Origin of the sequence: Tautonia plasticadhaerens (assembly GCF_007752535.1) — a bacterium.
GTDB classification, from domain to species: Bacteria; Planctomycetota; Planctomycetia; order Isosphaerales; family Isosphaeraceae; genus Tautonia; species Tautonia plasticadhaerens.
In genome coordinates, this window is record NZ_CP036426.1 from 761,017 (window position 1) to 782,760 (window position 21,744).

A 21,744-nucleotide genomic window follows, 5' to 3' on the forward strand; every position below is an offset into this window, starting at 1 on the left:
AACGGCCATGCGACCTGCACGACAGATCGGCGAGACGGACGGATTCGCGGGCCTCGACGACGCCGCCACCCGTGTCCTGGCACCGGCCGAGGAGCGGGCCCTGCTCCGGGAGCTGGGCGAGTGCAAGGCGAAACTGGCCCGGGCCATGGCCTCCGTCCCCGGCGCCGCGCCCCCCCAGGGCGACCCGTCCGATCCGCAGGCCATGGCGGCCTACATCTCCGCGACCTGCTCGGGGGACGCTCGCCTGGAGACTCGGCTTGGCGCCGTCTTCCAGCAGTACAAGGACCTCCGCACGAGGCTGGCGCTCGCCAACCTCCGGCTGGTGGCCCACGTCGCCAAGCGGTTCCGCGACCGGGGGGTCTCCTACGGCGACCTAATGCAGGAGGGGTTTTGTGGCCTGATCGAGGCGATCGACCGCTTCAACCTCACGCATGAGACCAAGCTGGCGACTTACGCCACGTGGTGGATCCGCCAGGCGATGCAGCGGGCCGTCGCGTCGGGCGCCTACCCGGTGAAGCTCAGCCCCCGGCATCTCCGCCAGCTCGCCCAAAACCAGGAGGAGCTGGGGGGCCGGGACTCGGACGACTCCGAGGCCCCCCCGGCCCGCTCCCCCGGCGGCCACGGCCCCTCGAACGAGATGATCCGCCGGATCCATGCCGCCACCCGGCCTCCCGTCTCGCTCGACGCGACGATCGATACCGATCGCAGCTTCACCCTGCTCCAGACGATGAGCGACCCGGACGCCGACCGGACCGACGACGTCGACACCGGCGAGACGATCACGCTGCTGCTCGACGCGCTTCGGCCCCGTGAGCAGCAGGTGCTCGCCCTGCGATACGGCCTGGGAGGGGCGCAGCGGCTCTCGCTCAGCCAGGTGGGCAAGGTGCTGCAGGTCTCCAAGGAACGGGTCCGCCAGATTCAGGATCGCGCCCTGGAGAAGCTCCGCGCCGTCGCCGCCGAGCACAACCTGACGGAGGCCCTGCCGATCACCTGAGTCTCGCCCCCATCCTCCCCCCTGGCGCATTCCCGGCCATCCTCGATCAAGCCCGGCCTCTCGATGGCCGATGATCCCGGGAGGGCCCTCCCGAGATCGCCTCGACGGCGACCCGGGCGGGTCGAGATCCGGGGACGGGCGTCGGCGATGGCGATGGCAAATGGACAGGATGATCGACGGGAGCAGAAGCCTCCCCCGAAGGTGCGGCCCTCGCGGGACGGCGACCTGATCGGGCCGTTCCTGCACTTCCTGATGGCCGAATGCGGCGTGTCGCCGAACACCCTTGCGGCCTACCGAGCCGACATCACCCGATTTTCCCGCTGGCGACAGAAGCACGCCCCGGGGCCAATCGAACGGGTCGGGATCGGCACGCTGACCGGCTACGTCGACTACCTCGGCCTGCACGACCTGGCGCCGTCGAGCATCTGCCGGCACCTGGCCAGCCTCTCGACGTATTTCCGGTTCCTGATCGAGGAGGGCCGGCTGGCGGAGAACGTCGCCAAGCTGCTGATCGCCCCGAAGCTCTGGGACCGCTTGCCGACGGTCCTCGGCCCGTCGGCGGTCGAGACCCTGCTGGCGACGCCGAGCGCCGAATCGACGCTCGGCCGTCGGGACCGGGCGGCGCTGGAGACCCTCTACGCGACGGGGTGCCGGGCCTCGGAGGTCACGTCGCTGAGGCCGGGGGACATCGACTTCGAGTCGGGGACGGTGCGTTGCATCGGCAAGGGTGACCGGGAACGGGTGGTGCCGATCGGGGCCCGGGCGAGGGAGGTGGTCGGGGCGTACCTCCGCAGGGACCGCCCCCGGCTCGTCTCGCGGTGCCCGGAGACCGAGGTGGTCTTCGTCGCCCGGTCGGGGCGGCCGCTCTCCCGGACCGGGCTCTGGCGGATCGTGAAGACGCACGCCCGGTCCGCCGGCCTGCCCAGCCGGGTGAGCCCCCACACGCTCCGCCACAGCTTCGCCACCCACCTGCTGGCCGGGGGGGCGGATCTGCGGGTGGTCCAGGAGATCCTCGGGCACGCCTCGATCGGCACGACCCAGATCTACACCCGGGTCGAGATCGGCCACCTGCTCGACGTCCATGCCCGGTGCCACCCCAGGGGAGGGGGAGGGGCGAAGGCCGAGGGGAGGGGGGGGGCGTCGGGGGGGAGCCGTCCCTCTCCGGGCGATCTGGTAGACTATCCGCTCCCGGGGCCCGGGATGCCGGAGGACGATTGTGACGGATGATGGGCCTGCATGGCTCGTGGTCCGGGGCCGAGCGTCCCGAGCGATCGGCCGGGCCCTGGGATCGTACTCCTCCGCCCCGGGAGCCCCCTGAAGCCCCTCGGATCGAGCCCGAACAGGACGGCCCCCTCCATGACCGGTGCGCTGCGCTACCTCCGGATGTACGGCCAGCTGGCGAGATACACGCTGGTACGGGAGTTGTCGTTCCGGGGGAACTTCCTGGTGAAGGTCTCGGTGGAGGTGCTCTGGCTGGGCATCCTGCTGGCGTTCTACCGGGTGGTGTTCTCGAAGACGAGCATGGTGGCGGAGTGGTCGGAGCCGCAGTACCTGTTCTTCGTCGGCTGCTACTTCGCCATGAATGGGCTGCTGGAGACGCTCTTCCTGGAGAACTGCAATGAGTTCTCCGAGCTGGTCCGCAAGGGGGACCTCGACTTCCTGCTCCTCAAGCCGGTCGACGAGCAATTCCTGGTGACGTGCCGCCGGGTCGATTGGTCGACGGCGCCGAACGTGTTGATGGGAGTGGGGGTGATGATATTCTCGCTCGTCAACATGGGCTGGAGCTTCGACGCCGGCCGGCTGGGCGCGTTCTTCCTCCTCTTCGCCTGCGGGGCGTTGCTGGCCTACGCCTTCATGGTGCTGCTGACGGCCACCGGGGTCTGGCTGGTCAGGAACCAGAGCATGATGGAACTCTGGTGGCTCTTCAGCAGCCTGACGCGCTACCCGAGGGAGATCTACATGAGGGTGGCCTGGGCCGAGCCGATCGGCCAGTTCTTCACCTTCGTGGTGCCGTTCCTGCTCGTGGTGAACGTGCCGGCGCAGGCGATGGTGAAGGTGCTCGATTGGCGGATGGTCGCCTTCACGGTGGCGGCGACGGGGGTGAGCCTCTGGGTCAGCCGACGGTTCTTCCGCCGGGCGCTGCGGGCCTACCGCAGCGCCAGCAGCTGAGACGTGCCGGGCCGGGCGATCGACGGTGGGGCCAGACCGGGGGAGGGGCGACGCGTGTCGGACCGAGTGCCATGGCCGAGGGCGACCGGGCTGCTGTTCAACCTGGCGGCGACGGTGCTGATCATCGCCGGGTTGAGGGCGTCGGCCGACCTGATCGTGCCCTTCCTGCTGGCGTTGTTCCTGGCTGTGATCGTCTCGCCCTCGATCAACGACCTGGCCCGATGGGGCCTGCCGCGTTGGATGGCGGTGGGGCTGGTCACGCTGGGCGTGACGGTCATCTGCCTGCTCGGGCTGGCGTACGTCGGGGTCTCCCTCAACGAGCTGCTCTGGAGGCTGCCGGAGATCCAACGCCAGCTCAACTCGACGCGGGACGCGTTCTTCGAGTGGCTGCGAGGGCTCGGGGTCCCGGTCCCCTCGGAACGGAGCGAGGCGGTGGTCTTCGACCCGGCCTACGGCGTCCGGATGCTCGGGGGCCTGCTCTCGGGGCTGAGCAACATCTTCAGCAACGGGCTGCTGATCCTGATCACCGTGGCGTTCATCCTGCTGGAGTCGACCGGCTTCCCGGCGAAGCTCCGGGCGATCGTGGGCCCGGACAGCCAGACGATGGCCCGGATCCTGAAGATCCTGGCCGATCAGCGGCGATACATGGTCATCAAGACCTGGATCAGCATCGCCACGGGGGTGCCGGTGGCGATCGGCCTGGCGGCGATGGGGGTCGACTACGCCGCCCTCTGGGGCGTGCTCGCGTTCCTGCTGAATTACGTCCCGACCATCGGCTCGCTCATCGCGGCGATCCCGCCGATCATGGTCGCGCTGGTGCAGGACGGGCTGGGCATCGCGATCGGGGTCGCCGTTCTGTTCTTGGCCGTGAACTTCGTGATCGGGTACCTGGTGGAGCCCCCGGCGATGGGCCGAGGCCTGGGGCTGTCGACGCTGGTCGTCTGGGTCTCGCTCGTCTTCTGGGGGTGGGTGCTCGGCCCGGTGGGGATGTTCCTGTCCGTCCCGTTGACGATGGCGTTCAAGATCATGCTCGAAGGATCGGACGAGACGCGATGGCTGGCGATCCTGCTCGGTCACTCGGCCGCCGCCGAGCCGGGGGCCGGGGCGGGCGGGCCGGGCGATCCGCCGCCCCCCCCCGGCTGACAGGCACCACGAATCCCAGGACCACGACGGAGACGCTCGTCACGAGGGAGGACCGGCGCCCCTCCCCATCGGCGGGAAGTCGCCGGCCATCGCCTCGAGCATCCCGGCGATCGTGCCGTCACCGCCGCCACCGCCGTCGACGATGGCACCGAAGTCGGCGGCGATCGTGCCCGGATCGGACCAGGGCCCGCTCATCGATTCGCCGTCCCTATCCGAAGCCCGCTCCCGGGCGTCGAGCCGGTCGCGAGAGGATCGGTGCGTAAGGCCCGAGATGACCGCGAGGGGCCGATGCTGGTAGGATATCGGCGAAGGAGGGGAGGGCGTGTCGAGCACACCGAATCGGGCGGCGTTGAAGGGGATCCTCGAGCGGTGCGGACTCCGATTGTCGGAGGGGCAGTACGACCTGCTCTGGTCGTATCACCGCCTGCTCCGCGAGGCCGACGCGGAGCTGAACCTGACCCGGATCCGCAATTTCGAGAACATGGTGCTGAAGCACTACGTCGACAGCCTGCTGGTGCTCAAGCACGTCGAGCTGCCTTCGCCGCTGGTGGACATGGGCTCCGGGGCCGGGTTGCCGGGGATCCCCTTAAAGATCGCCAGGCCGGGCGTCCACATGATCCTGGCCGAGCCGAGGGGGGCACGGGCGGCGTTCCTGCGGGCGGCCTGCGAGAGGCTGGGGCTGGACGGCGCCGAGGTCCACGAGGGCAAGGTCGGGCCGCATTTCACCCGACCGGTGGAGGGGGTGATCTCCCGGGCCGTGGCGACGATCCCCGAGACGCTGGGGCGGGTGGCCTACTGCCTCCGCCCCGGCGGCCGGATGATCTTCCTGAAGGGCCCGGACTGCGACCCGGAGGTCGCCGAGGCCCGGCAGGCCCTCGGCGAGGCGTACCGGCTCTCCGGGGACTTCGCTGACCGCATCCCGGGCACCGAGCATCGTCGACGGTTCGTCGTCTTCGAGCGGCTGGATGCGCCGGTCGTCTCGGCCTCGATGCCGGAGGCCACTCCGCCCCTGGAGCGTGCCTTCTCCGGTCCGGCGAAGGAGGTGACCAGCGCCTCCAATCCCTCGTTCCGCCTGGCCAGGGAGGTGCTCAATGGCCGGGGGATCCGCAAGCACGGCCGGGCGCTGATCTCGGGGCGGCGGATCCTCTCGGAGGTCGTCGATCGATTCGCCGACCGGGTCGAGTCGTGGCTCACGGGCCCCGGGGGCGACCCTCCTCCAGAAGGGCTCGACCCGGGAGTGACCTGGCTCCGGCTGGACGCCTCGCTCTTCCGGGAGCTTGACGTCTCCGGCACGAAAGGCCCGCTCCTGCTCGCCCGGGTGCCCGAGATGCCGACCTGGTCCGAGGCCGATCCCTGGCCCGACGGCTGCACGCTGTTCGTGCCGTTCCAGGACCCGGAGAACGTCGGCGCGGTCTTGCGGTCGGCGGCGGCGTTCGGCGTCTCCCGCGTCGTGCTGCTCCGGGAGGCCGCCCATCCGTTCCACCCGAAGGCGGTCCGGGCGGCCGGACCGGCGGTCTTCCAGGTCCCGATACTCTCCGGGCCTTCGATCGACGAGTTGTCACTCGGATCGGTGCCGATGGTCCCGCTCGACGTGGACGGCCCGGCGATCGACCTCGACCCCTGGCCCGACCGCTTCGGCCTGGTGCCGGGGGTCGAGGGGCCGGGGCTGCCGGGGCACTTGCGGGGTCACCCGGGTCGGCGTCGGGTGCCCATCGCGGCGGGGGTCGAGTCGCTCAACGCGGCGACCGCCTGCGCAGTGGCGCTCTTCTCCTGGAGGAGCGGGGCAGGGCGGCCGTCGGGTTCGTTGGGATGAGCGTTCGAGGATGAATCCCCCATGCCGGGACGCGAGGGCGTGACGGGGGCGATGGCCCCGTTGGCGGTGCTCGTCATCGCCGTGTCGCTCGGCTTCGCCGGACTGGTGGCGAGGCCGGGATGGCTGATCGTCGACGGGGAGCGGTCCTGGGTCGACGAGGGTGGACGGCCGGGAGCTCGGCCGATCGGCAACGACCTGACGGGCTTGTTCCTGCCGAGACACCTCTGGCAGGGCGAGCAGTGGCGGGATCGGGGACGGATCCCGCGCTGGGACCCTCGAGGATTCGCCGGCCGCCCGAACGCGGGGAACCCCCAGGCGGGGCTCTGGTATCCGCCGGCGTGGTTGGGATGGGAATGGGGTGCCCCGCAGGCCCCCGGATGGCTGACCGTCGGTCACCTGCTCTGGGCCGGGATCGGCGCGTTCTCGCTGGGGAGGGCGATCGGACTCGGCAGGACGGCGGCGACGACCTCGGGGGCGGTCCTGATGCTCAATCCGTATGTCATCGCCCAGGTCCATGAAGGGCACCTGCCGCACGTCTGGGGGTCGAGTTGGTATCCCTGGGCCTTCCTGGGGGCGGTGCTACTCCGGCGGGGGAGACGGGCGGGCTGGGTGGTCCTGCCGGGGAGCGTGGCGTCGTCCCTGCTGGCGGGGCACCCCCAGGAGGGGGTGTACCTGCTCATCGCTCTGGCGGTCTGGGCGGCCGTCGAGGCGGGTCGTGGCGTGCTGGTTCGGGTACGGACTGCCCCCAATCCGAGGGGGAAGGGCCAGATGCCGGTCGAGGCGGCGTCCGAACCGCCCGCGATGGGGGCGGGGGAGGGGAGGGATGTGTCGTCGACGGCGGTCGGAGATCCCCTGGCCGCCGTCGACGACGCTTCCCCGGGGGACGGAGTGTCGCGCGATCGTCCCCCTAACGATTCGAGCCGACACCGCCCGGACCACCTGGCGAATGCGACGAAACTGGTATTCGCGATCGTGCTTTCGATCGGCCTGGCCGGCGTGGGATGGGTTCCCGTCCTGGCATCGAGGCCTTGGGTGGCGGGCCCGCTCGGCGGGGAGGGGGGAGGGGGAGGGGGGCCGTACCACCTCTGGCCGTCGAACCTGATGCAGTTGGCCTCGCCGAGGGCGTTGGGCGGGCCCTCGGATTACATCGGCCGGGGGACGTACTGGGAGACGCTGTGCTCGATCGGCTGGGCGCCGCTGGTCCTCCTGGTCCTCGGGGTGTCAAAGAGCCCGGATCGTGGTGGGGTGCGGTTCTGGTCCGCGATGCTGGCGTTGAGCCTCCTGCATTCCTCGGGCGAGGGGCTCGGCCTCGCCGCGGCCCTCGGGGCGTTGCCGGGGATGGAGGGCGCCCGGGTGCCCGCGCGGACGCTGTTCCTGGCGGCGACGGCGGCGGCGGTCCTGGCGGGGATGGGGATCGACGCCCTCTCCCGAGGGGATCCCCGTCGGACCGCGAGGCGATACGTCGCGTCAGTCGGGCTGCTGGTGCTGGTCGTCGGGGCGGGCGTCGCCGCGGACCGGGGCCGGGGAGCGGGGGGAGATCGGAGGCCGCTCCGCCCGGCCGCTCGCTGGTCGCTGGCGTGTGCCCATCTCTCGGGGGACGGACTGCTCCTCGTCTCGGTGGTCGGGACCGGGGGGGGGCTTTTCTGGATGTGCGTGGTCCCATCACGGGGCGATCGGTCGGCGAAGGTAATCGGCCTGGTCGCGGTCGCGGAACTCGCGGCCTCGGCCGCGATGGCGCTGCCCGTCTGCCCGCCGGATCGATTCCTCGGGGCCGACGCGGTCTCCGAGGCGATCGGGCGCGTGCGGCCGCCCGAAGGCTCCCGGCTCCGGGCGAGGGACGCCTTCTATTCGGACCTGCACGCGTGGCGGGACGGCATGGAGAAGGCGAACCTCGGCGACCTGTTCCAACTCCGCCACGCGGCGGAGATCTATCGGGCCCTCTATCCGATCTTCGACGAGCCGGGTCCCCGGCTCGGCCGGGGACTCGGTCGGCGGCTCGCCCGTTCGGCGCTCGACCGGCTGGGAGTCTCCCGGATCGTCTCGGATCGGCCGCTCCGGCTGCGGGTCGGCCCGGTGATCGGGTCGGGGGTCCGGGGCCGGACCCCATTCGAGGTGATCGGCAATCCCGAGGCGATGCCCAGGGCCTATGTCGTGCCGGGGGTGGAGGTCGTCCCGGAGGCCGAGATGGTCGAGTCGCTGCCCGATTTCGATCCGAGGATGGTCGTGCTGATGTCGGACGACCCGGGATTCGGGATCGGAGGCCCCCGCCAACCGTTCACCGAGGCGGAGTACGACGGGTCCGAGCCGGATCGGGTGATCGTCCGGGTCGCGAACGGGGCACTCGGCTTCCTGGTCGTGACGGATGCCTGGATGCCGGGCTGGTCGGCGACCCTCGACGGTCGGCCGGCTCGGCTGCTGCGGGGCGATCATGCGTTCCGGGTCGTGCCGCTGCCGGTCCCCGGGTCGCATCGGGTCGTCATGACGTACCGCGCCCCGGGCCTGGCCACCGGGGCGTGGCTCTCCGCGACCTCGGCGGCGTTGATGATCGGGATGGTGGGAGGGATCGCTCGGCTGCCGGGTTCGAGTCGTCGGGGGAGGGATCGTCGTCGGGATCGACGGGCACGGCGAGCGATCCCCTGAGGCCCGGGCACGCGGTGCGGGATTCGGGCAAGGGGGAGACCAAATCGCCCCGAGGGATCGGGGGCGGGAGCCGGGGTCGGGGCCAGCCTTGGCGACGGGGGCGGCGAGGGATCAGCCGAGCGAAGGGGGGGGATCGGGGCCGGGGAGGCGGGTCACGCGGAGCTTGTGGATGCGGTGGGCCGACACGTCCACCACCTCGAAGCGGTAGCCGAGCCATTCGAGCCGCTCGCCGACGGCGGGGATTCGGCCGAGCCGGGTGATGACGAAGCCGGCGATGGTGTGGTAGTCGCCGGGGGGGAGGTCTCGGTGGGCGATGCGGTCCCGGAAGGCGTCGGTCGAGAGCATGCCGTCGACCAGCCAGGAGCCGTCGGGCCGCTCGACGGCCCGGGGCCCGGGCGGCTCACCGGGTGCGGTCAGGTCGCCGACGATCGACTCGAACAGGTCGGTCAACGTGAGCACGCCCTCGACCGAGCCGTATTCGTCGAGCACCACGGCGAAGTGCTGGCCGGTCTTCTGCAAGGCTTCCAGGACCTTGAGCCCCCGCGTCCCTTCATACAGGAAGAGGGGCATCGTCAGGCGCCCCTTCAGCTCGACGGGGTGGTGAGTCAGGCCGAGGTGCAGGAGATCCTTAACGCGGACGATCCCCAGGACGGCGTCGATCGAGCCGTCGCAGACGGGGAAGCTCGAATGCGGGCTGGCCGAAACCCTGCGCCGGATCTCCTCGGGAGGGTCGTTGACGTCGAGCCAGATGACCTCGCTCCGGGGGGTCATCAGGGCCCCGGCGCGGCGGTCGCCCAGGCGGAGGACGCCCCGGATCATGTCATGCTCGACGGGCTCGAAGATGCCGTGCTCAATCCCTTCGAGGATCATCTGCTTGACGTCCTCGTCGGTCACCGGGGGCTCGGACCCGGGTCGGACGCCGAGGGCGCGGAGGACCAGGTCGGTCGAACCCCCCATTATCCGGACGAGGGGGACCGAGAGCCGGGAGAGGAGCCGGAGCGTCGGTGCCGTCAGGCGGGCGATCCGTTCCGGCGCGGCCAGGGCGATCCGCTTGGGCACGAGCTCGCCGAGGATCAAGGTCGCGTAGGTGATCCCAACGACGACGACGGCCAGGGCGATCGGCCCGGCGGAGTCGTCCACGATCGGCAGCGGTCGGATCGCCTCGGCCAGCGGCTCGGCCAGGGTGGCACCCCCGAAGGCGCCGGCGAGGGTGCCGATCAGGGTGATGCCGATCTGCACGGTCGAGAGGAACCGATTGGGGTCGTCGGCCAGCTCCAGGGCGGCGGAGGCGCGGTGGTCGCCGGCCTTGGCCAGTTGCTCCAGCCTCCCCTTGCGGGCCGAGACGATCGCGAGCTCCGCCGTGGAGAACGCGCCGTTGGCCAGGATCAGGGCGAGCAACCCCGCCAGTTCGAACCAGGGCACGATCGACACTCCTTCAAGCCCGCCCGGTCCGGGGAGGAGGGGTCTGGGCGGGTACCGAGTCCGGGGCCGTCATGACCCCCACCCCGTTTTCGGGGAGGGGGGGAAGGGGGACGCCCGGAAGTCGCCCGGGCGTCATGCCGGGGCGCGCTCCCCAGCCCGCCGGCCCACCATCCCCCGGGGTGGTGGGCCGGGTCGAGAATCCCGACGCCGATCCTACACCCACCCCATCCGCTTCCTCACGAGCCATTCGACGCCCAGCACGCCGACGAACAGGAGCAGGAACGGCCAGTTGTCCCAGAGGCGATATTCGACCTGGGTCTCGACCCGGCTGAAGGCCTCGGGGTCGAGGGCGTTGAGGAACTCTTCGAGTTGCTCGGGCCGGAGGAACTGGCCGCCGGTCAACTCGGCGATCTGCTGCAAGAGCGCGATGTTCGCTGCGGGGTTCTCCAGTTCCAGGTCGTCCTGGAAGACGAGGAACCGGGACGAGGCCCGGCCGATCTCGGAGCCTCCCGGGCCCCGGCCGATGACCTCGACGGTGTAGACGCCCGGCTCACCCGAGGCGGCGTAGGTCCCCCGGGCGCGGTCCCCCTGGCTGAAGAGGTCGACCGGGACGGCGGCCGCATCGCCGCCGCCGCCGGCGGGGGGGGTGATGGTGGCCTCGAAGCGGGCGTCGGGGACGGGACGGCCCTGGTCGTCGATCGCGGTCGCGGTCAGCTCGACGGAGCCCCCGACGGCGACCCGGCGGCGGTCGAGCTGGAGCTCGACCTTGGATTGACCCTGGTCCTCCTGGTGGGCGAGCCAGAGGATCGCCTGCCTCCAGAATCGCCGGTGCCATTCCTGCGACTCCTCCGAGGCGCGATACCAGGGCCAGGTCTCGCCGCCGAAGGCGATCACCCGGCCCCGGCCGTCCTGGGCGACCATCAGGGGCTCCCGGGTCGGAGTCTGGGCCCAGACGACGGCCGAGGGCTTGGGGGCGCCGACGCGGCTGGCGCCGGGGATCGGCGGGAGCTTGGCCCACGCGGCGGCGCTCTCGGGGGCCGTCGAGCCGAGCTGGAGCACGAAGCCGTCGAGTGCCTGGTCATTGGGGAGGACCTGGAGCCCGCCGGCCGGCTCGATCTGGCCGTCTCCCCGCTGCATGACCGTCGGCAGGACATTGGCGAGCGGGGAGGCCCCCCAGCCGCCGTCGCCGAAGCTGTCACGGCCGCCGAGCATGATCAGGCCGGCCCCCCGGTCGACGGCCTGGGCGAGCAATTGCTGCTGGGCGACGGTCAAGAAGGTGGCGGGCACGTCGCCCAGGATGTAGACGTCATGGGCCCCTGGTGCGAAGTCCGAGTCGGGGACCGCCGGTTGTCCCCCCCGCCCCGGCCCGAGGATGACCTTCAAATTCGCCTGGATTTCCCGGGAGGCGTCGAGGGACCGGGTGACGAATTTCCCCTCCCAGATCGTCCCCGGCCCCTGGAGGTGCAGCACGTTGAGCCCACCGGGCAGGACGCTCACGAACGTGCTGAAGCTGTTGTTCGACGCGATCAGCTCCCCGTCCCGGTCGGCCACCCGGACGGTGAGCAATTGCTCCCCCGAGGCCTGGGGCGCGAACCGCATCGGGGGGGTGGTGAGCACCTCCGAGTCGGCCGGCACCCGGACGGTCGTCCTCGCCACCGGCTGGCCGAAGCCCTCGGCCATCAGCTCGACCTCCAGGTCCTGGCCGGCGAACCCCCGGACTCTCAATGAGCCCCGGACCTCCATCTCGTTCTTGACGAAGACGGCTTCGGGGGCCTGCACGCCGGTCACGGAGATGTCCCGGGAGCCCGCCCCGGCCGCGGCCGAGCCGAATCCGACGGCCGTCACCGGCACCCCCTGGGCCCGGAGGTTCTGCGCGGCCGTCAACGGGGCGACCCCCGAGTTCGAGGCGCCGTCGCCGAGGAGCACGAGCTGGGCGATCGGGGCACCGGCCTCGGCGCGGACGGCCTCCAGCAGGGCGGCCCCGTAGGCGGACTGCATCCCCTCCGGCTCGCCCATCTCGTCCGGCGGGGGGCCGGCCTGGAGGGACCGGTCGAAGCGGTAGTATTTGACCGAGAGGCCCGACTCCGGGTCGGGCTCCCCTTCGTCGCCGCCGAGGATCTCGCCGGCCCGGTCGAGCGCCCGGCGGGCCATGTCCCAACGGCTGCGGTTATTCGCCTCGTCGCCGATCTTCATGCTGGTCGAGCTGTCGACCATGAAGATCAGCGAGACGTCCTGCTTCACCCGCTGGAGCACCAGGACCGACGGCCGGACGCACGCGAGTAATGCTAGCAGGACCGCGACCATCCTCAGGCCGACGACCAGGAACTTCCGGCGGTCCGCGCTCTGGCGCAACCGCGTCCGGTACGGCCAGAGCGTCAGCGCCACCACGGCCGCCGCGGCGAGGACGACCAGGGCCCAGTTGGCGATCGGGCTGAGGCTCAGGCTGATTCGTTCGCTCATGGTCGTTGGCAGGGGACTTCGAGGGTCGACGGGGCCGGCCGGGGTGCCCGGTCGGGATCATGCGGCCGAGGCGGTGGCCGCGGCCGGCTCCCGGTGGAAGCGGTTGGCCAGGTAATTCTCGGCCGTCAGCAACAGCAGGATCAGGACCATGAGCCAGGGGAAGATCTCGCGGCCGACTCGTGCGGTCTTCTGGACACGCTCGATCTCGTCGGGGGAGTCGGCCAGGGCGAAGGTCTCGGGGTCGCCGAGCAAGCCTTCCAGTTCGTCCGCCTCCAGGACCCGGAAGTTCGCCTCCTCGGGGCGGGGGTTGATGCTGAAGCCCAGCGGGGGCCTGCCGGCGGTGGCCTCGCGGCTGGCCGGGAGGACGGTCCACTGGCCGGGGGCCTCGGGCCCCTCGATGATCAGCTCGGCGGCGTCCCGGTCCGGGTTGATCCGCTCGTTGAGGCGGTCGGTCGGCCCCTGGACGACGTAGCTCGCGGCCCGGGAGGAGGGGTCCAGCGGGAGGATGACGATCTCCCCGGCCTCGTAGTTCAGCCGGGAGCCCGAGGCCCCGGCCAGGTACGGGACGGTCCGCTGCATCAGGGCGAGGAACGACCAGCCCGCCAGGGGATTGGGGAACTCGTTCCAGGCGTCGGGGTCGTCGGGGGTCGGGCGTCGGGAGAGGGGGGTGGTCCAGACGAGGACCCGGCCGATCTCGGGGCCGTCGAAGGTGGCCTCGACCAGGGCGGGGGCCCCGTCCTGGAAGGCCAGCAGGGGGCGGACGTAGGCGGCCTCGATCGGCCGGAACGCCCGGTAGGTGAAGACGGGGGTCGTCGAGAGGTCGGCCGCGATCTCCCGGGTGAAGGGGGTGAACAGCGGGTGGGCCGGGTCGACGAGGTCGCCGAAGGCGGTGCCGCCGGCCGGGGAGACGGCCGCGCCCGGCTGGCCGGGGACGACCGACCGGGCCGCGTCGGAGGTGTAGTCGGCCGGGTCGGTGTTCTCCCCGAGGGCGAGGACGAGCCCGCCGCCGTCGCGGAGGTACTCGGCGAGTTGCCCCCAGGCGGCGGCGGGGAGGCGGGCGACGTTATTCACGATGACGCAGGCGAACTCGTCCAGGTCCCGGGGGAACCGGCCGTCGAACTGGTCGGTCGCCAGGGTCTCGACGCGGTTGGGGATGCCGGTGGCCTGGGGGTCGAGGGCCCCGGCGACGAAGGTTGCGTCGATGAACCGGGGCTCGTCGTCGGGGTCCGGGTCGTAGACCACGAGCACGTCGAAGGCGGGGCTGGACTCGAAGGTGACGAATCGGTCGTCGTCGTGGGGCAGGGGGTCGACGCCGACGAGCCGGACGGTCGCCTGGTGCAGGCCCGTTTCGAGGCTGGCCGGGGTCCGGAAGGTGACGTCGATCTGGCCGTCGGCCGGCAGATCGGCGTCCTGCTGCCCTCGCTTGGCGCCGTCGAGCTCGAACTCGACGAGCCGGGAGGCCGCCGGGCCGGCGTTGCGGATCGTGGCGACGATCTCGAAGGCGCGGCGGCCGTCGGCCTCGGGTTCGGCGGCGGGCCGGGCCTCCAGGCCGACGACGGCGGCGTTCCGGACGCCCTCGGGGGCGAGCCGGATCAGGTAGGTCGCCACGTCGCGGCCGGACCGCTCCTCGACCCGGTCCCGGCCCGGGATCGCCCGCCCGGGTTCCCAGGAGGAGCGGGCCAGGTCGGTCAGGACGTAGGCCTCCAGCCGGGGGAGGTCGCGCCGGCTCTCGGCGAGGGCCTCGAAGGCCCGTTCGAGCCCCTGGTTGAGCGGGCGATTCGCCGCCCGGAGCTCCAGCCCCTCCAGGCGATTCCGGGCCGCCGAGGGGGAGACCGGTGCCGGCACGGCGGGGACCCCGGAGTCGATCAGGAACACCTGGCTCGATTCCGGCAGCTTGCGGAGGATCTGCCCGGCGACCCGCTTGGCCTCGTCGAGCCGGGACTGGCCCTTGTCGACGTACCCCATCGACAGGCTCGTGTCGACCACCAGCGCCAGGGCGGTCGGGACCTCGCGGTCACCCAGGGGCACGCGGGCGTTCAGGGCGGGCCGGGCCAGGGCGAGGGCCATCAGCGCGACCAGGGCCATCCTCGCCAGCAAGAGCAGCCAGTTCTTGACCCTCAGCCGCTTGGTCGACCGCTGGTGCCGCTGCTGGAGCAGCCTCAGGGCGGGGAAGACGACACGCTTGGGGGTCTGCCTCATGACGAGGTGGATGATCAGCGGCACGACCGCCAGGGCCGCCCCCGCCGCCAGGCCCGCGTGGATGAGCGAGAAGTCCATCGGTGAGGTCGTCCCGGGACAAGCGGTGCGGGGGAGCCGGCTCGGTTCAGCCCTGGGTCTGCCGGTTGAGCAGGTAGCTCATCAACGCCTTGTCGAACGGCATGCCCGTGTGCAGTGGCACGTAGTCGATGCGGGCCGAGAGGCATTCCTTGCGATAGCGCCGGCGGAAGGCGGCCAGCTCCTCGAGGTAGTCGGCCCGCATGGCGTCGGCGTCCACCAGGAGCTTCTGCTTCGTTTCGTTGTCCTCCAGCTCGACCATACCGTCGAACGGGAAGGAATCCTCGGCCTCGTCGAGCACGTGGAAGACGATCACGTCATGCCCGGCGTAGCGGAGGCGGTAGAGGGCCTTGAGGATCGGGTCGGGGTCGTCCAGCAGGTCGCTGAAGAGCATGATCAAGCCGCGATGGCGGATCATCCCGGCTAGCTGGTGCAGGCTCTTGGTCACGTCGGTCACGTCCGACGGGGTGAGCCGGGCCAGCAGCGAGAGGATGTTCGTCAACTGCGTCCGCTTGCTCTTGGGGGCAAGACTCTGGCGGATCTTGGTGTCGAAGGCGACCAGGCCGACCGGATCCTGCTGGTGGATCATCAGGTAGGAGAGCGCCGCCGCCAGGCTGATGCAGTATTCGAACTTGGTCAGCTCCTGGCGATAGGTGTAGCCCATCGACCCGGAGAGGTCCATCGCCAGGTAGCCGGTGAGGTTCGTCTCCGCCTCGAACTTCTTGATGTAGAAGCGATCGGTCTTGGCGTAGACGTTCCAGTCGATGTCGCTGATGTTGTCGCCGGCTGTGTACTTCCGGTGCTCGGAGAATTCCACGGAGAAGCCGTGGAAGGGGCTGGCGTGCAGCCCCGCGATGAATCCTTCGATGATGAACTTCGCCCGCAGGTCCAGCCGCGAGACCTGTCGGATGACCTCGGGCTTCAGATACTGTTCGGCCGAGACGGCCAAGGCTCGTCCTCCGGATCGGGCCGCGTGATTCGCCCGGTTTCATTCTACCGGGTTCTGCGAGCGGAGGCCCCGTGGCTCTGGCCGATTGCGGCCGGAACACGTCGTCGAGCGGGAGGGCCGGGCCCGTCAGAAGAGTCGTCTCGTAGGCATCGCCGGGCCGAAGCAGGCGACGCCGGTCGTCGCGAGGGCCCCGGGTGGAGACGGTGACCGGTCGGGCCGGGCGGTCGACGACGGCGTATTCGCGAACCCCGAGCCTGAAGTGTTCACGACGCGTCTTCACAACATCCCGCCCATGGACCTCTCGGCCGGGGCCGACGACCTCGCACATGAGGCCCGGGGAGCAGTCGGGGATCGGGTTCGCCGGTGCGGTCGGGATGAAGTAGTCGCCGATGCGATCCGTCCCGTCGTCGACGCGGGCCCATGTTCGGGTAACTGGCTCATCGACGATCTCGGGGGGCTCGATCCGGTATCGGCTCAGTCGCTGACGCCAGGGCTTCGAGTCGTCGAGGTGGCGTTGCCCTTCGGGTGACACGACGACCAGCCTCCCGTCCTCGCGCTCGTAGGTCCAGGGCTCGACGAATTCGGCCTCGGCGAACTCGGCCGGCGTCGTCGGGGCCGAGCACGAGCGAAGGGTGTCGGGTCGCCATGATCGGGGCTCACGCGAACGTCGAGGGGATCAGGCGGCGCCGCCTCGGCGGTCGTACTTGGGGACGTCGGGCTCTCGGACCTCCTTGACGAGTCGGGTGATCAGGTCGTCGGCGTTCATCCCCTCGGCCTGGGCCTGGAAGTTGGTGCTGATGCGGTGGCGGAGCACCGGGACGGCGACCTTGCGGATGTCGTCGAGCGAGACGCTGAAGCGGCCGTCCATGGCGGCCATCGCCTTGCCGCCGAGGATCAGGTTCTGCCCGGCCCGGGGGCCGGCCCCCCAGTCGATCAGCTCCTTGACGAACGCGGGTGCGTTGGGGTCGCCCGGCCGGGTGGCCCGGACGAGCTTGGCGACGTACTTCACCGCGTAGTCGGAGATCGGGACCGAGGTGACGAGCTTCTGGAGGTTGACAATCGCCTTGGCCGAGAGCACCTTGCGCAGCTCGGGGGTCTCCCCCTTGGTCGTGGCCGAGAGGATCTTCTCCTCCTCCTCCTGGGTCGGATAGCCGACCCGGATGTCGAACATGAAGCGGTCGAGCTGGGCCTCGGGCAGGGGATAGGTGCCTTCCTGTTCGATCGGGTTCTGGGTGGCGATCACGAAGAAGGGCTCGGGCAGCTTCATCGTGTCCTGCCCCACGGTGACCTCGCGTTCCTGCATCGCCTGGAGCAGGGCCGCCTGGGTCTTGGGGGGGGTCCGGTTGATCTCGTCGGCGAGGATGATGTTCGAGAACAGCGGGCCGGGGACGAACCGGAAGGCCCGGCGGCCGGACTCGGGCTCCTCCAGGACGTTGGTGCCGGTGATGTCCGAGGGCATCAGGTCGGGGGTGAACTGGATCCGCTTGAAGCCGACGTCGAGGATCCGGGCCATCGAACTGACGATCAGGGTCTTGGCCAGCCCCGGGACGCCCACGAGCAGGCAATGCCCCCGCGTGAAGATGGCCGCGAGGATCAGCTCCAGCACCTCACGCTGGCCGATCACCGACTTGCTCAGCTCGGTGGTCATCACGTCCCGGGAGTTGCGGAACTCGTCGAGGAGCTGCGAGATGCGGTCGCCGGAGCTGGCCATGCGTCGGGGTGTCCCAGGCTTGGGGGTGGGCGTCGCCGGCGGCGATCCGACGACACGATCGCCGGGCCCGGCCGGCCTCGGAGCATTGTAGAGGCCCCTCGCGATGCGATTCAAGGACGGCACGGCTCGCCACGGCCGGTGCCCTCGACCGGGCAGCGATGCCCGGACGACGGGCTCCGACCGGGGCTTCGACGTCTCGCGTGACGGGGATGAGGACGGCGGGGACGAGGACGTCTCCTCGACGCAACTCGTTGCCGGAGCACCGGACATTGCCTCGGCCCACTTCGGCCGGGGACGCTTCATGCGAGATTCACCCCATCTCCCAACCGTCTTGGCACGACCGGTGCTATCATGCGGACAGGCCCGTCGAGGAGCCGATTCCTCGCCCGGACTTGGGGTTCGCCTTCGAGCCCTCTCAATCCGACGGCCGGGGAAGGAATCCCCCGGCCGGTCGTGGCCGAACACCCACCCTGTTTGCGCCCAGCCGGTCCGCCCCTCCCCGGACGGACGGCGGGCGGCTGCTCGCCCCCTCCCTCCCCTCGCGGGGCGAGTACGCCGGGACGGATTCCTCCCCGTGAACGATCCGCACCCCCCGAGGGTTCGGACCCTGCCCCTTCCTCCGCCCGAGATGAGTCCCCGACATGGTTCGCACCGTCCATTCCCTGATCCGGATCGCCTCGATCGTCGGGACGCTCCTGGTGATGTTCGCGATCGGCCTGGGGCGGATCTCCCCGGGCCCCGAGGGGCGATCGGTCGCCCCCGCCCTGGTGGTCGGCGTCGCCCCCCGGTTCCCCGGGCCGAAGGCCGGCGAGCTCCGCCTGCTCGACATCGCCGAGGGCGCGATCCGATCGGTCCCGATCGGGTCGTCCGACCGGATCGACCTGGCGGTCGGTTCCCCCTGGGTCGATCCCTGGGACCAGGCCCACGTCGTCGGCCGATGGGCGTCGACCGATCCCGACGGGAACCTCCGGGGGGCCGGGCTGGCCAGGCTCGCCTATCCTTCCGGCCGTATCCTGGACCAGATCTCGCTCGACCGCTGCCCGACGACCGCGCCTTGCTGGGGATCGGGTACCTCCTCCCGGGTGCTCTACGTCTCCGGGGACGGGTCGATGTACCGGTATGATTTCGAGGCGTCGGCCGGCGAGCCGGGGTACGAGGGCCAGGCCGGGTTGCACCGGGTCGAATGGGGGCCCGGCGTGGCGGGGGGGGATCAGCCGGTCCTCCTCGACATCGGCCGCCCCGAGGGGTGCCTGCCCCCCGACATGCTCCTGGCCACCGCGATCTCCCGCGTGCCCGAGGAGGGCGAGGCCCGCGGGGAACGGTCCCAGATCTGGTGGCTCCGACTCGACCCCGACGAGCGGACGATCGTCTCCTGCGGTCAGGTCACGTCGAAGGACCCCTCGGCGCGAGATGTCGGCCGTCGTCGGCCCGCCCTCGGCCGCCGGCCCGATGGGTCGCTCTGGCTGGCCTACTTGAGCTGGAACGGGATGCCGGACCGGATGACCCTACGTCTCGCCCCCGCCCGACTCGATGAACGGACTGGCGGCCCGGTCGCCGTGGGCCCCGGGATCCCGCTGGCGCGGAATTGCCTGAGCAATCCGCTGAACTTCACCGGGGGCGGCACCCGCCTCGTCTGCCTGACCTATGAGGACGAGCAGCCGACTGCCCTCCGGATCACCCTGGACGAGACCCCGTCCCCGACCGCCCTGGCCGTCGCCGGCACCTATGCGGGGTTTTGACCCGGTCCCGCGCCGCGACCCGCCGGAGATTGACCCCGCGCATGCCGGGCCCTAAACTTCGACAGTTGTCGGTGGTGTATTCCGGTCGGCGGGGCGCAGGGAGGGATTCGGCGATGCGATGTTCCTGGGGGAGAGGGGGCCGGCTCTCCGCATCGGCGGCGGTGGCGATCGCGCTGGTCGTCGGCCCGTGGGCGGCCCGGCCGGCCCGGGCCGAAGTGACCTCGGAGCAGGTCGCGCAGGCGATCGCCGATGGCATCCGCTTCCTCAAGGGGGCGCAGCTCCGCGACGGATCGTGGCCGGAGTTCAACGTCCCCCGGTACGTCACCGGGACGACCTCGCTGGCGACGCTCTCCCTGCTGACGGCGGGCGTGCCGAAGGACGATCCGTCGATCGTCGCCGCGCTCCGCTACCTGGAGCAGTTCCCGGCTCGGCAGCTCAACCAGGTCTACACCGTCTCGCTGCAGACGATGGTCTACGCCGCCGCCGACCCGGACAAGTATCGCGTCCGGCTCCGGGAGAACGTCGAATGGCTGGAGGCCGCGCAGATCCGGCCCGAGGACCGAGTCGACGGCGTCGGTGCCTGGACCTACACCGTGCAGAAGGGCCAGTCGGCCGACAACTCGAACGCCCAATACGCCCTGCTCGGCCTGAACACCGCCGCCGAGGTCGGTATCGAGGTCGATGATCGGGTCTGGGATCTGGCCCGGGAATACTGGGAGGAGGCCCAGCGGATCAGCGGCGGCTGGAGCTACACGTTGCGGGGGGACAACCGGGTCTCGGCCAGCATGACCACCGCCGGCATCTCCAGCCTGGTCATCGCCGGGCTGAGGCGGATCCAGAGTCGGGAACTCCTCGTCGGCGACGAGATCCGCAACTGCGGGGAAGGGGGCATCAACCCCAACATCCAGCGTGCTTTGGACTGGATGGGGGCCAACTTCCGCGTCGACACCAACCTCGGTCGCGGGATCACCTGGAAATACTACTATCTCTACGGCCTCGAGCGTGCCGGCCGCCTCAGCGGCCAGCGTTACTTCGGCAGTCATGACTGGTACGTCGAGGGGGCCGAGGAGCTGGTCCACCTCCAGGACAAGCTGCTCGGCTCCTGGCCCGAGAACGCCGGTGAGGACAACTCCGTCCTCACCACCAGCTTCGCCCTGCTGTTCCTGGCCAAGGGGCGGGCGCCGGTGCTCATCAATAAGCTCCGCCACGGCACCGGGGACAACTGGGACATCCATCGGGAGGGGATCCGCAACCTCGTCGACGCCATCTCGACCGACTGGCAGACGCTGCTCACCTGGCAGGTGGTCAACCCGGACTTCGCCTCGGTCGAGGGGATGCTCCAGGCCCCCATCTGCTTCCTCAACTACCACGAGCCGATCGGGCTGGGGCCCGACGGCAAGCAGAACCTCCGCTCCTACGTCGAGCAGGGCGGCTTCCTCTTCGCAGAGGCCTGCTGCGGCAGCCAGGAGCACGACCAGGGCTTCCGCGCCTTCGTCGCCGAGCTGTTCCCCCCCGCCCAAGGCTATGAGTTGAAGCCCCTGAGCGCCGACCACCCGGTCTACCGCTCCCGACACGCGTTGAGCCCCGAGAGCGCCCCCCTCTACGGCATCGACCTGGGCTGCCGGACCGTGCTGATCTACAGCCCCAGGGACCTTTCGGGCTACTGGAACTTCATGGCGAGCCAGCCGGATAATCTGGCCGTGGGGCGGGCCACCCGGATCGGCGAGAACGTGATTGACTATGCCACCGGCCGGGAGCCACCCCCCGACAAGCTCGTCCCCCGCGACGTGATCGACTTCCAGCTCGAACTCCCCCGGCGGGGCGCCTTGCAGATCGCCAAGCTTCGCCACGCCGGCGGCTGGAACGTCGCCCCGCTGGCGATCCCGAACCTGACGACCATCCTCCGGGAGCGGATCGGCTACGACGTGGTCATCAACCACCGCGAGCTCCTGCCGGCCGACCCGAACCTGATCAACTTCCCGCTGATCTACATCCACGGCAACGCCGCCTTCTCGCTCTCCGAGTCCGACGTCGAGGCCCTCCGCATGCACCTCGACCCCGGCGGCGGCACCTTCTTCGCCGACGCCGCCTGCGGCAGCCCCGCCTTCGACGCCGCCTTCCGGCGCTTCGTCGCGGAGTTGTTGCCCGGCCGAGAGCTGGAGGTCATCCCGCCCGACGACGAACTCTACACCGCCCGGGTCGGCTTCGACCTCTCCGACGTCCAGTACACCAAGGCCGCCGGGGGCGGCAAGGACCTCCCCCGGCTGGAGGGGGTCAAGGTCGACGGCCACTGGGCCGTCATCTACTCCCCCTACGACGTCGGCTGTGCCCTGGAACGCCAGCAGGGGCTCGATTGCAAGGGGTACTCGCACGAGAGCGCCATGAGGATCGCGGCCAACGTCGTCATCTATGCCACCTTGCCCTGACTCG

General features: G+C 70.8%; 15 protein-coding genes. 9 read left to right on the top strand and 6 right to left on the bottom strand.

Features of this window, described 5'->3' with window-relative positions:
• Positions 1–7 precede the first annotated feature (7 nt).
• The 4 genes from ElP_RS02835 to ElP_RS02850 all read left to right on the top strand — a co-directional run bounded on the left by ElP_RS02835 (position 8) and on the right by ElP_RS02850 (position 4,306).
• The gene (locus ElP_RS02835; RefSeq protein WP_145267051.1) at positions 8–994 is read left to right on the top strand and encodes a sigma-70 family RNA polymerase sigma factor; all 987 of its coding nucleotides are present in this window, start codon (positions 8–10) and stop codon (positions 992–994) included.
• Between the two features lie 147 nt (positions 995–1,141).
• Positions 1,142–2,221 carry a site-specific tyrosine recombinase gene (locus tag ElP_RS02840; RefSeq protein WP_197446673.1) on the top strand — a complete coding sequence of 360 codons (1,080 nt, stop codon included), beginning with the start codon at positions 1,142–1,144 and terminating at the stop codon, positions 2,219–2,221.
• Positions 2,222–2,350: 129 nt separating this feature from the next.
• Positions 2,351–3,163: an ABC transporter permease gene (locus ElP_RS02845; protein WP_145267053.1), complete on the top strand. Its 813-nt coding sequence runs from the start codon at positions 2,351–2,353 to the stop codon at positions 3,161–3,163.
• A 54-nt stretch (positions 3,164–3,217) separates the two neighbouring features.
• Positions 3,218–4,306, top strand: coding sequence for an AI-2E family transporter (locus ElP_RS02850; RefSeq protein WP_197446674.1), 1,089 nt, complete (start codon positions 3,218–3,220; stop codon positions 4,304–4,306).
• A 39-nt stretch (positions 4,307–4,345) separates the two neighbouring features.
• On the opposite strand, the gene ElP_RS37565 is transcribed toward ElP_RS02850, so the two are convergent.
• Entirely contained in the window at positions 4,346–4,501 is a 156-nt protein-coding gene (locus ElP_RS37565; protein WP_197446675.1) for a hypothetical protein, read from the bottom strand.
• 127 nt (positions 4,502–4,628) lie between these two features.
• On the opposite strand from ElP_RS37565, the gene rsmG reads away from it, so the two are divergent.
• Complete coding sequence (rsmG, locus tag ElP_RS02855; protein WP_145267057.1) at positions 4,629–6,119, top strand: 16S rRNA (guanine(527)-N(7))-methyltransferase RsmG; 1,491 nt, start codon at positions 4,629–4,631, stop codon at positions 6,117–6,119.
• 21 nt (positions 6,120–6,140) lie between these two features.
• A complete protein-coding gene (locus tag ElP_RS02860; RefSeq protein WP_145267059.1) occupies positions 6,141–8,759 on the top strand; it encodes a YfhO family protein in 2,619 nt (872 codons plus the stop codon).
• A 111-nt stretch (positions 8,760–8,870) separates the two neighbouring features.
• Here the strand turns inward: ElP_RS02860 and ElP_RS02865 are convergent, their stop codons facing one another.
• The 4 genes from ElP_RS02865 to ElP_RS02880 all read right to left on the bottom strand — a co-directional run bounded on the left by ElP_RS02865 (position 8,871) and on the right by ElP_RS02880 (position 15,864).
• The gene (locus tag ElP_RS02865) at positions 8,871–10,181 is read right to left on the bottom strand and encodes a hemolysin family protein (RefSeq protein WP_231749437.1); all 1,311 of its coding nucleotides are present in this window, start codon (positions 10,179–10,181) and stop codon (positions 8,871–8,873) included.
• A 213-nt stretch (positions 10,182–10,394) separates the two neighbouring features.
• Positions 10,395–12,641, bottom strand: coding sequence for a hypothetical protein (locus tag ElP_RS02870; RefSeq protein ID WP_145267063.1), 2,247 nt, complete (start codon positions 12,639–12,641; stop codon positions 10,395–10,397).
• 57 nt (positions 12,642–12,698) lie between these two features.
• Entirely contained in the window at positions 12,699–14,918 is a 2,220-nt protein-coding gene (locus tag ElP_RS02875; protein ID WP_145267065.1) for a vWA domain-containing protein, read from the bottom strand.
• Positions 14,919–14,964: 46 nt separating this feature from the next.
• Positions 14,965–15,864: a DUF58 domain-containing protein gene (locus ElP_RS02880; protein WP_145267067.1), complete on the bottom strand. Its 900-nt coding sequence runs from the start codon at positions 15,862–15,864 to the stop codon at positions 14,965–14,967.
• 85 nt (positions 15,865–15,949) lie between these two features.
• On the opposite strand from ElP_RS02880, the gene ElP_RS39285 reads away from it, so the two are divergent.
• Positions 15,950–16,393: a hypothetical protein gene (locus tag ElP_RS39285; RefSeq protein WP_231749439.1), complete on the top strand. Its 444-nt coding sequence runs from the start codon at positions 15,950–15,952 to the stop codon at positions 16,391–16,393.
• Positions 16,394–16,540: 147 nt separating this feature from the next.
• On the opposite strand, the gene ElP_RS02890 is transcribed toward ElP_RS39285, so the two are convergent.
• Positions 16,541–17,575 carry an AAA family ATPase gene (locus tag ElP_RS02890; RefSeq protein WP_231749441.1) on the bottom strand — a complete coding sequence of 345 codons (1,035 nt, stop codon included), beginning with the start codon at positions 17,573–17,575 and terminating at the stop codon, positions 16,541–16,543.
• A gap of 641 nt (positions 17,576–18,216) precedes the next feature.
• On the opposite strand from ElP_RS02890, the gene ElP_RS02895 reads away from it, so the two are divergent.
• Positions 18,217–19,314 (top strand): hypothetical protein, encoded by a 1,098-nt coding sequence (locus ElP_RS02895; protein ID WP_145267069.1) that lies wholly within the window; start codon positions 18,217–18,219, stop codon positions 19,312–19,314.
• 113 nt (positions 19,315–19,427) lie between these two features.
• Positions 19,428–21,740 carry a DUF4159 domain-containing protein gene (locus ElP_RS02900; RefSeq protein ID WP_145267070.1) on the top strand — a complete coding sequence of 771 codons (2,313 nt, stop codon included), beginning with the start codon at positions 19,428–19,430 and terminating at the stop codon, positions 21,738–21,740.
• Positions 21,741–21,744: the final 4 nt, after the last annotated feature.

Excerpts from the sequence above, each read along its gene's own strand:
- ElP_RS02835 (WP_145267051.1), top strand. The coding sequence starts at position 8 with ATGCGACCTGCACGACAGATCGGCGAGACGGACGGATTCGCGGGCCTC.
- ElP_RS02840 (WP_197446673.1), top strand. The coding sequence starts at position 1,142 with ATGGCGATGGCAAATGGACAGGATGATCGACGGGAGCAGAAGCCTCCC.
- ElP_RS02845 (WP_145267053.1), top strand. The coding sequence starts at position 2,351 with ATGACCGGTGCGCTGCGCTACCTCCGGATGTACGGCCAGCTGGCGAGA.
- ElP_RS37565 (WP_197446675.1), bottom strand. The coding sequence starts at position 4,501 with ATGAGCGGGCCCTGGTCCGATCCGGGCACGATCGCCGCCGACTTCGGT.
- ElP_RS02860 (WP_145267059.1), top strand. The coding sequence starts at position 6,141 with ATGCCGGGACGCGAGGGCGTGACGGGGGCGATGGCCCCGTTGGCGGTG.
- ElP_RS02870 (WP_145267063.1), bottom strand. The coding sequence starts at position 12,641 with ATGAGCGAACGAATCAGCCTGAGCCTCAGCCCGATCGCCAACTGGGCC.
- ElP_RS02875 (WP_145267065.1), bottom strand. The coding sequence starts at position 14,918 with ATGGACTTCTCGCTCATCCACGCGGGCCTGGCGGCGGGGGCGGCCCTG.
- ElP_RS02890 (WP_231749441.1), bottom strand. The coding sequence starts at position 17,575 with ATGGCCAGCTCCGGCGACCGCATCTCGCAGCTCCTCGACGAGTTCCGC.
- ElP_RS02895 (WP_145267069.1), top strand. The coding sequence starts at position 18,217 with ATGGTTCGCACCGTCCATTCCCTGATCCGGATCGCCTCGATCGTCGGG.
- ElP_RS02900 (WP_145267070.1), top strand. The coding sequence starts at position 19,428 with ATGCGATGTTCCTGGGGGAGAGGGGGCCGGCTCTCCGCATCGGCGGCG.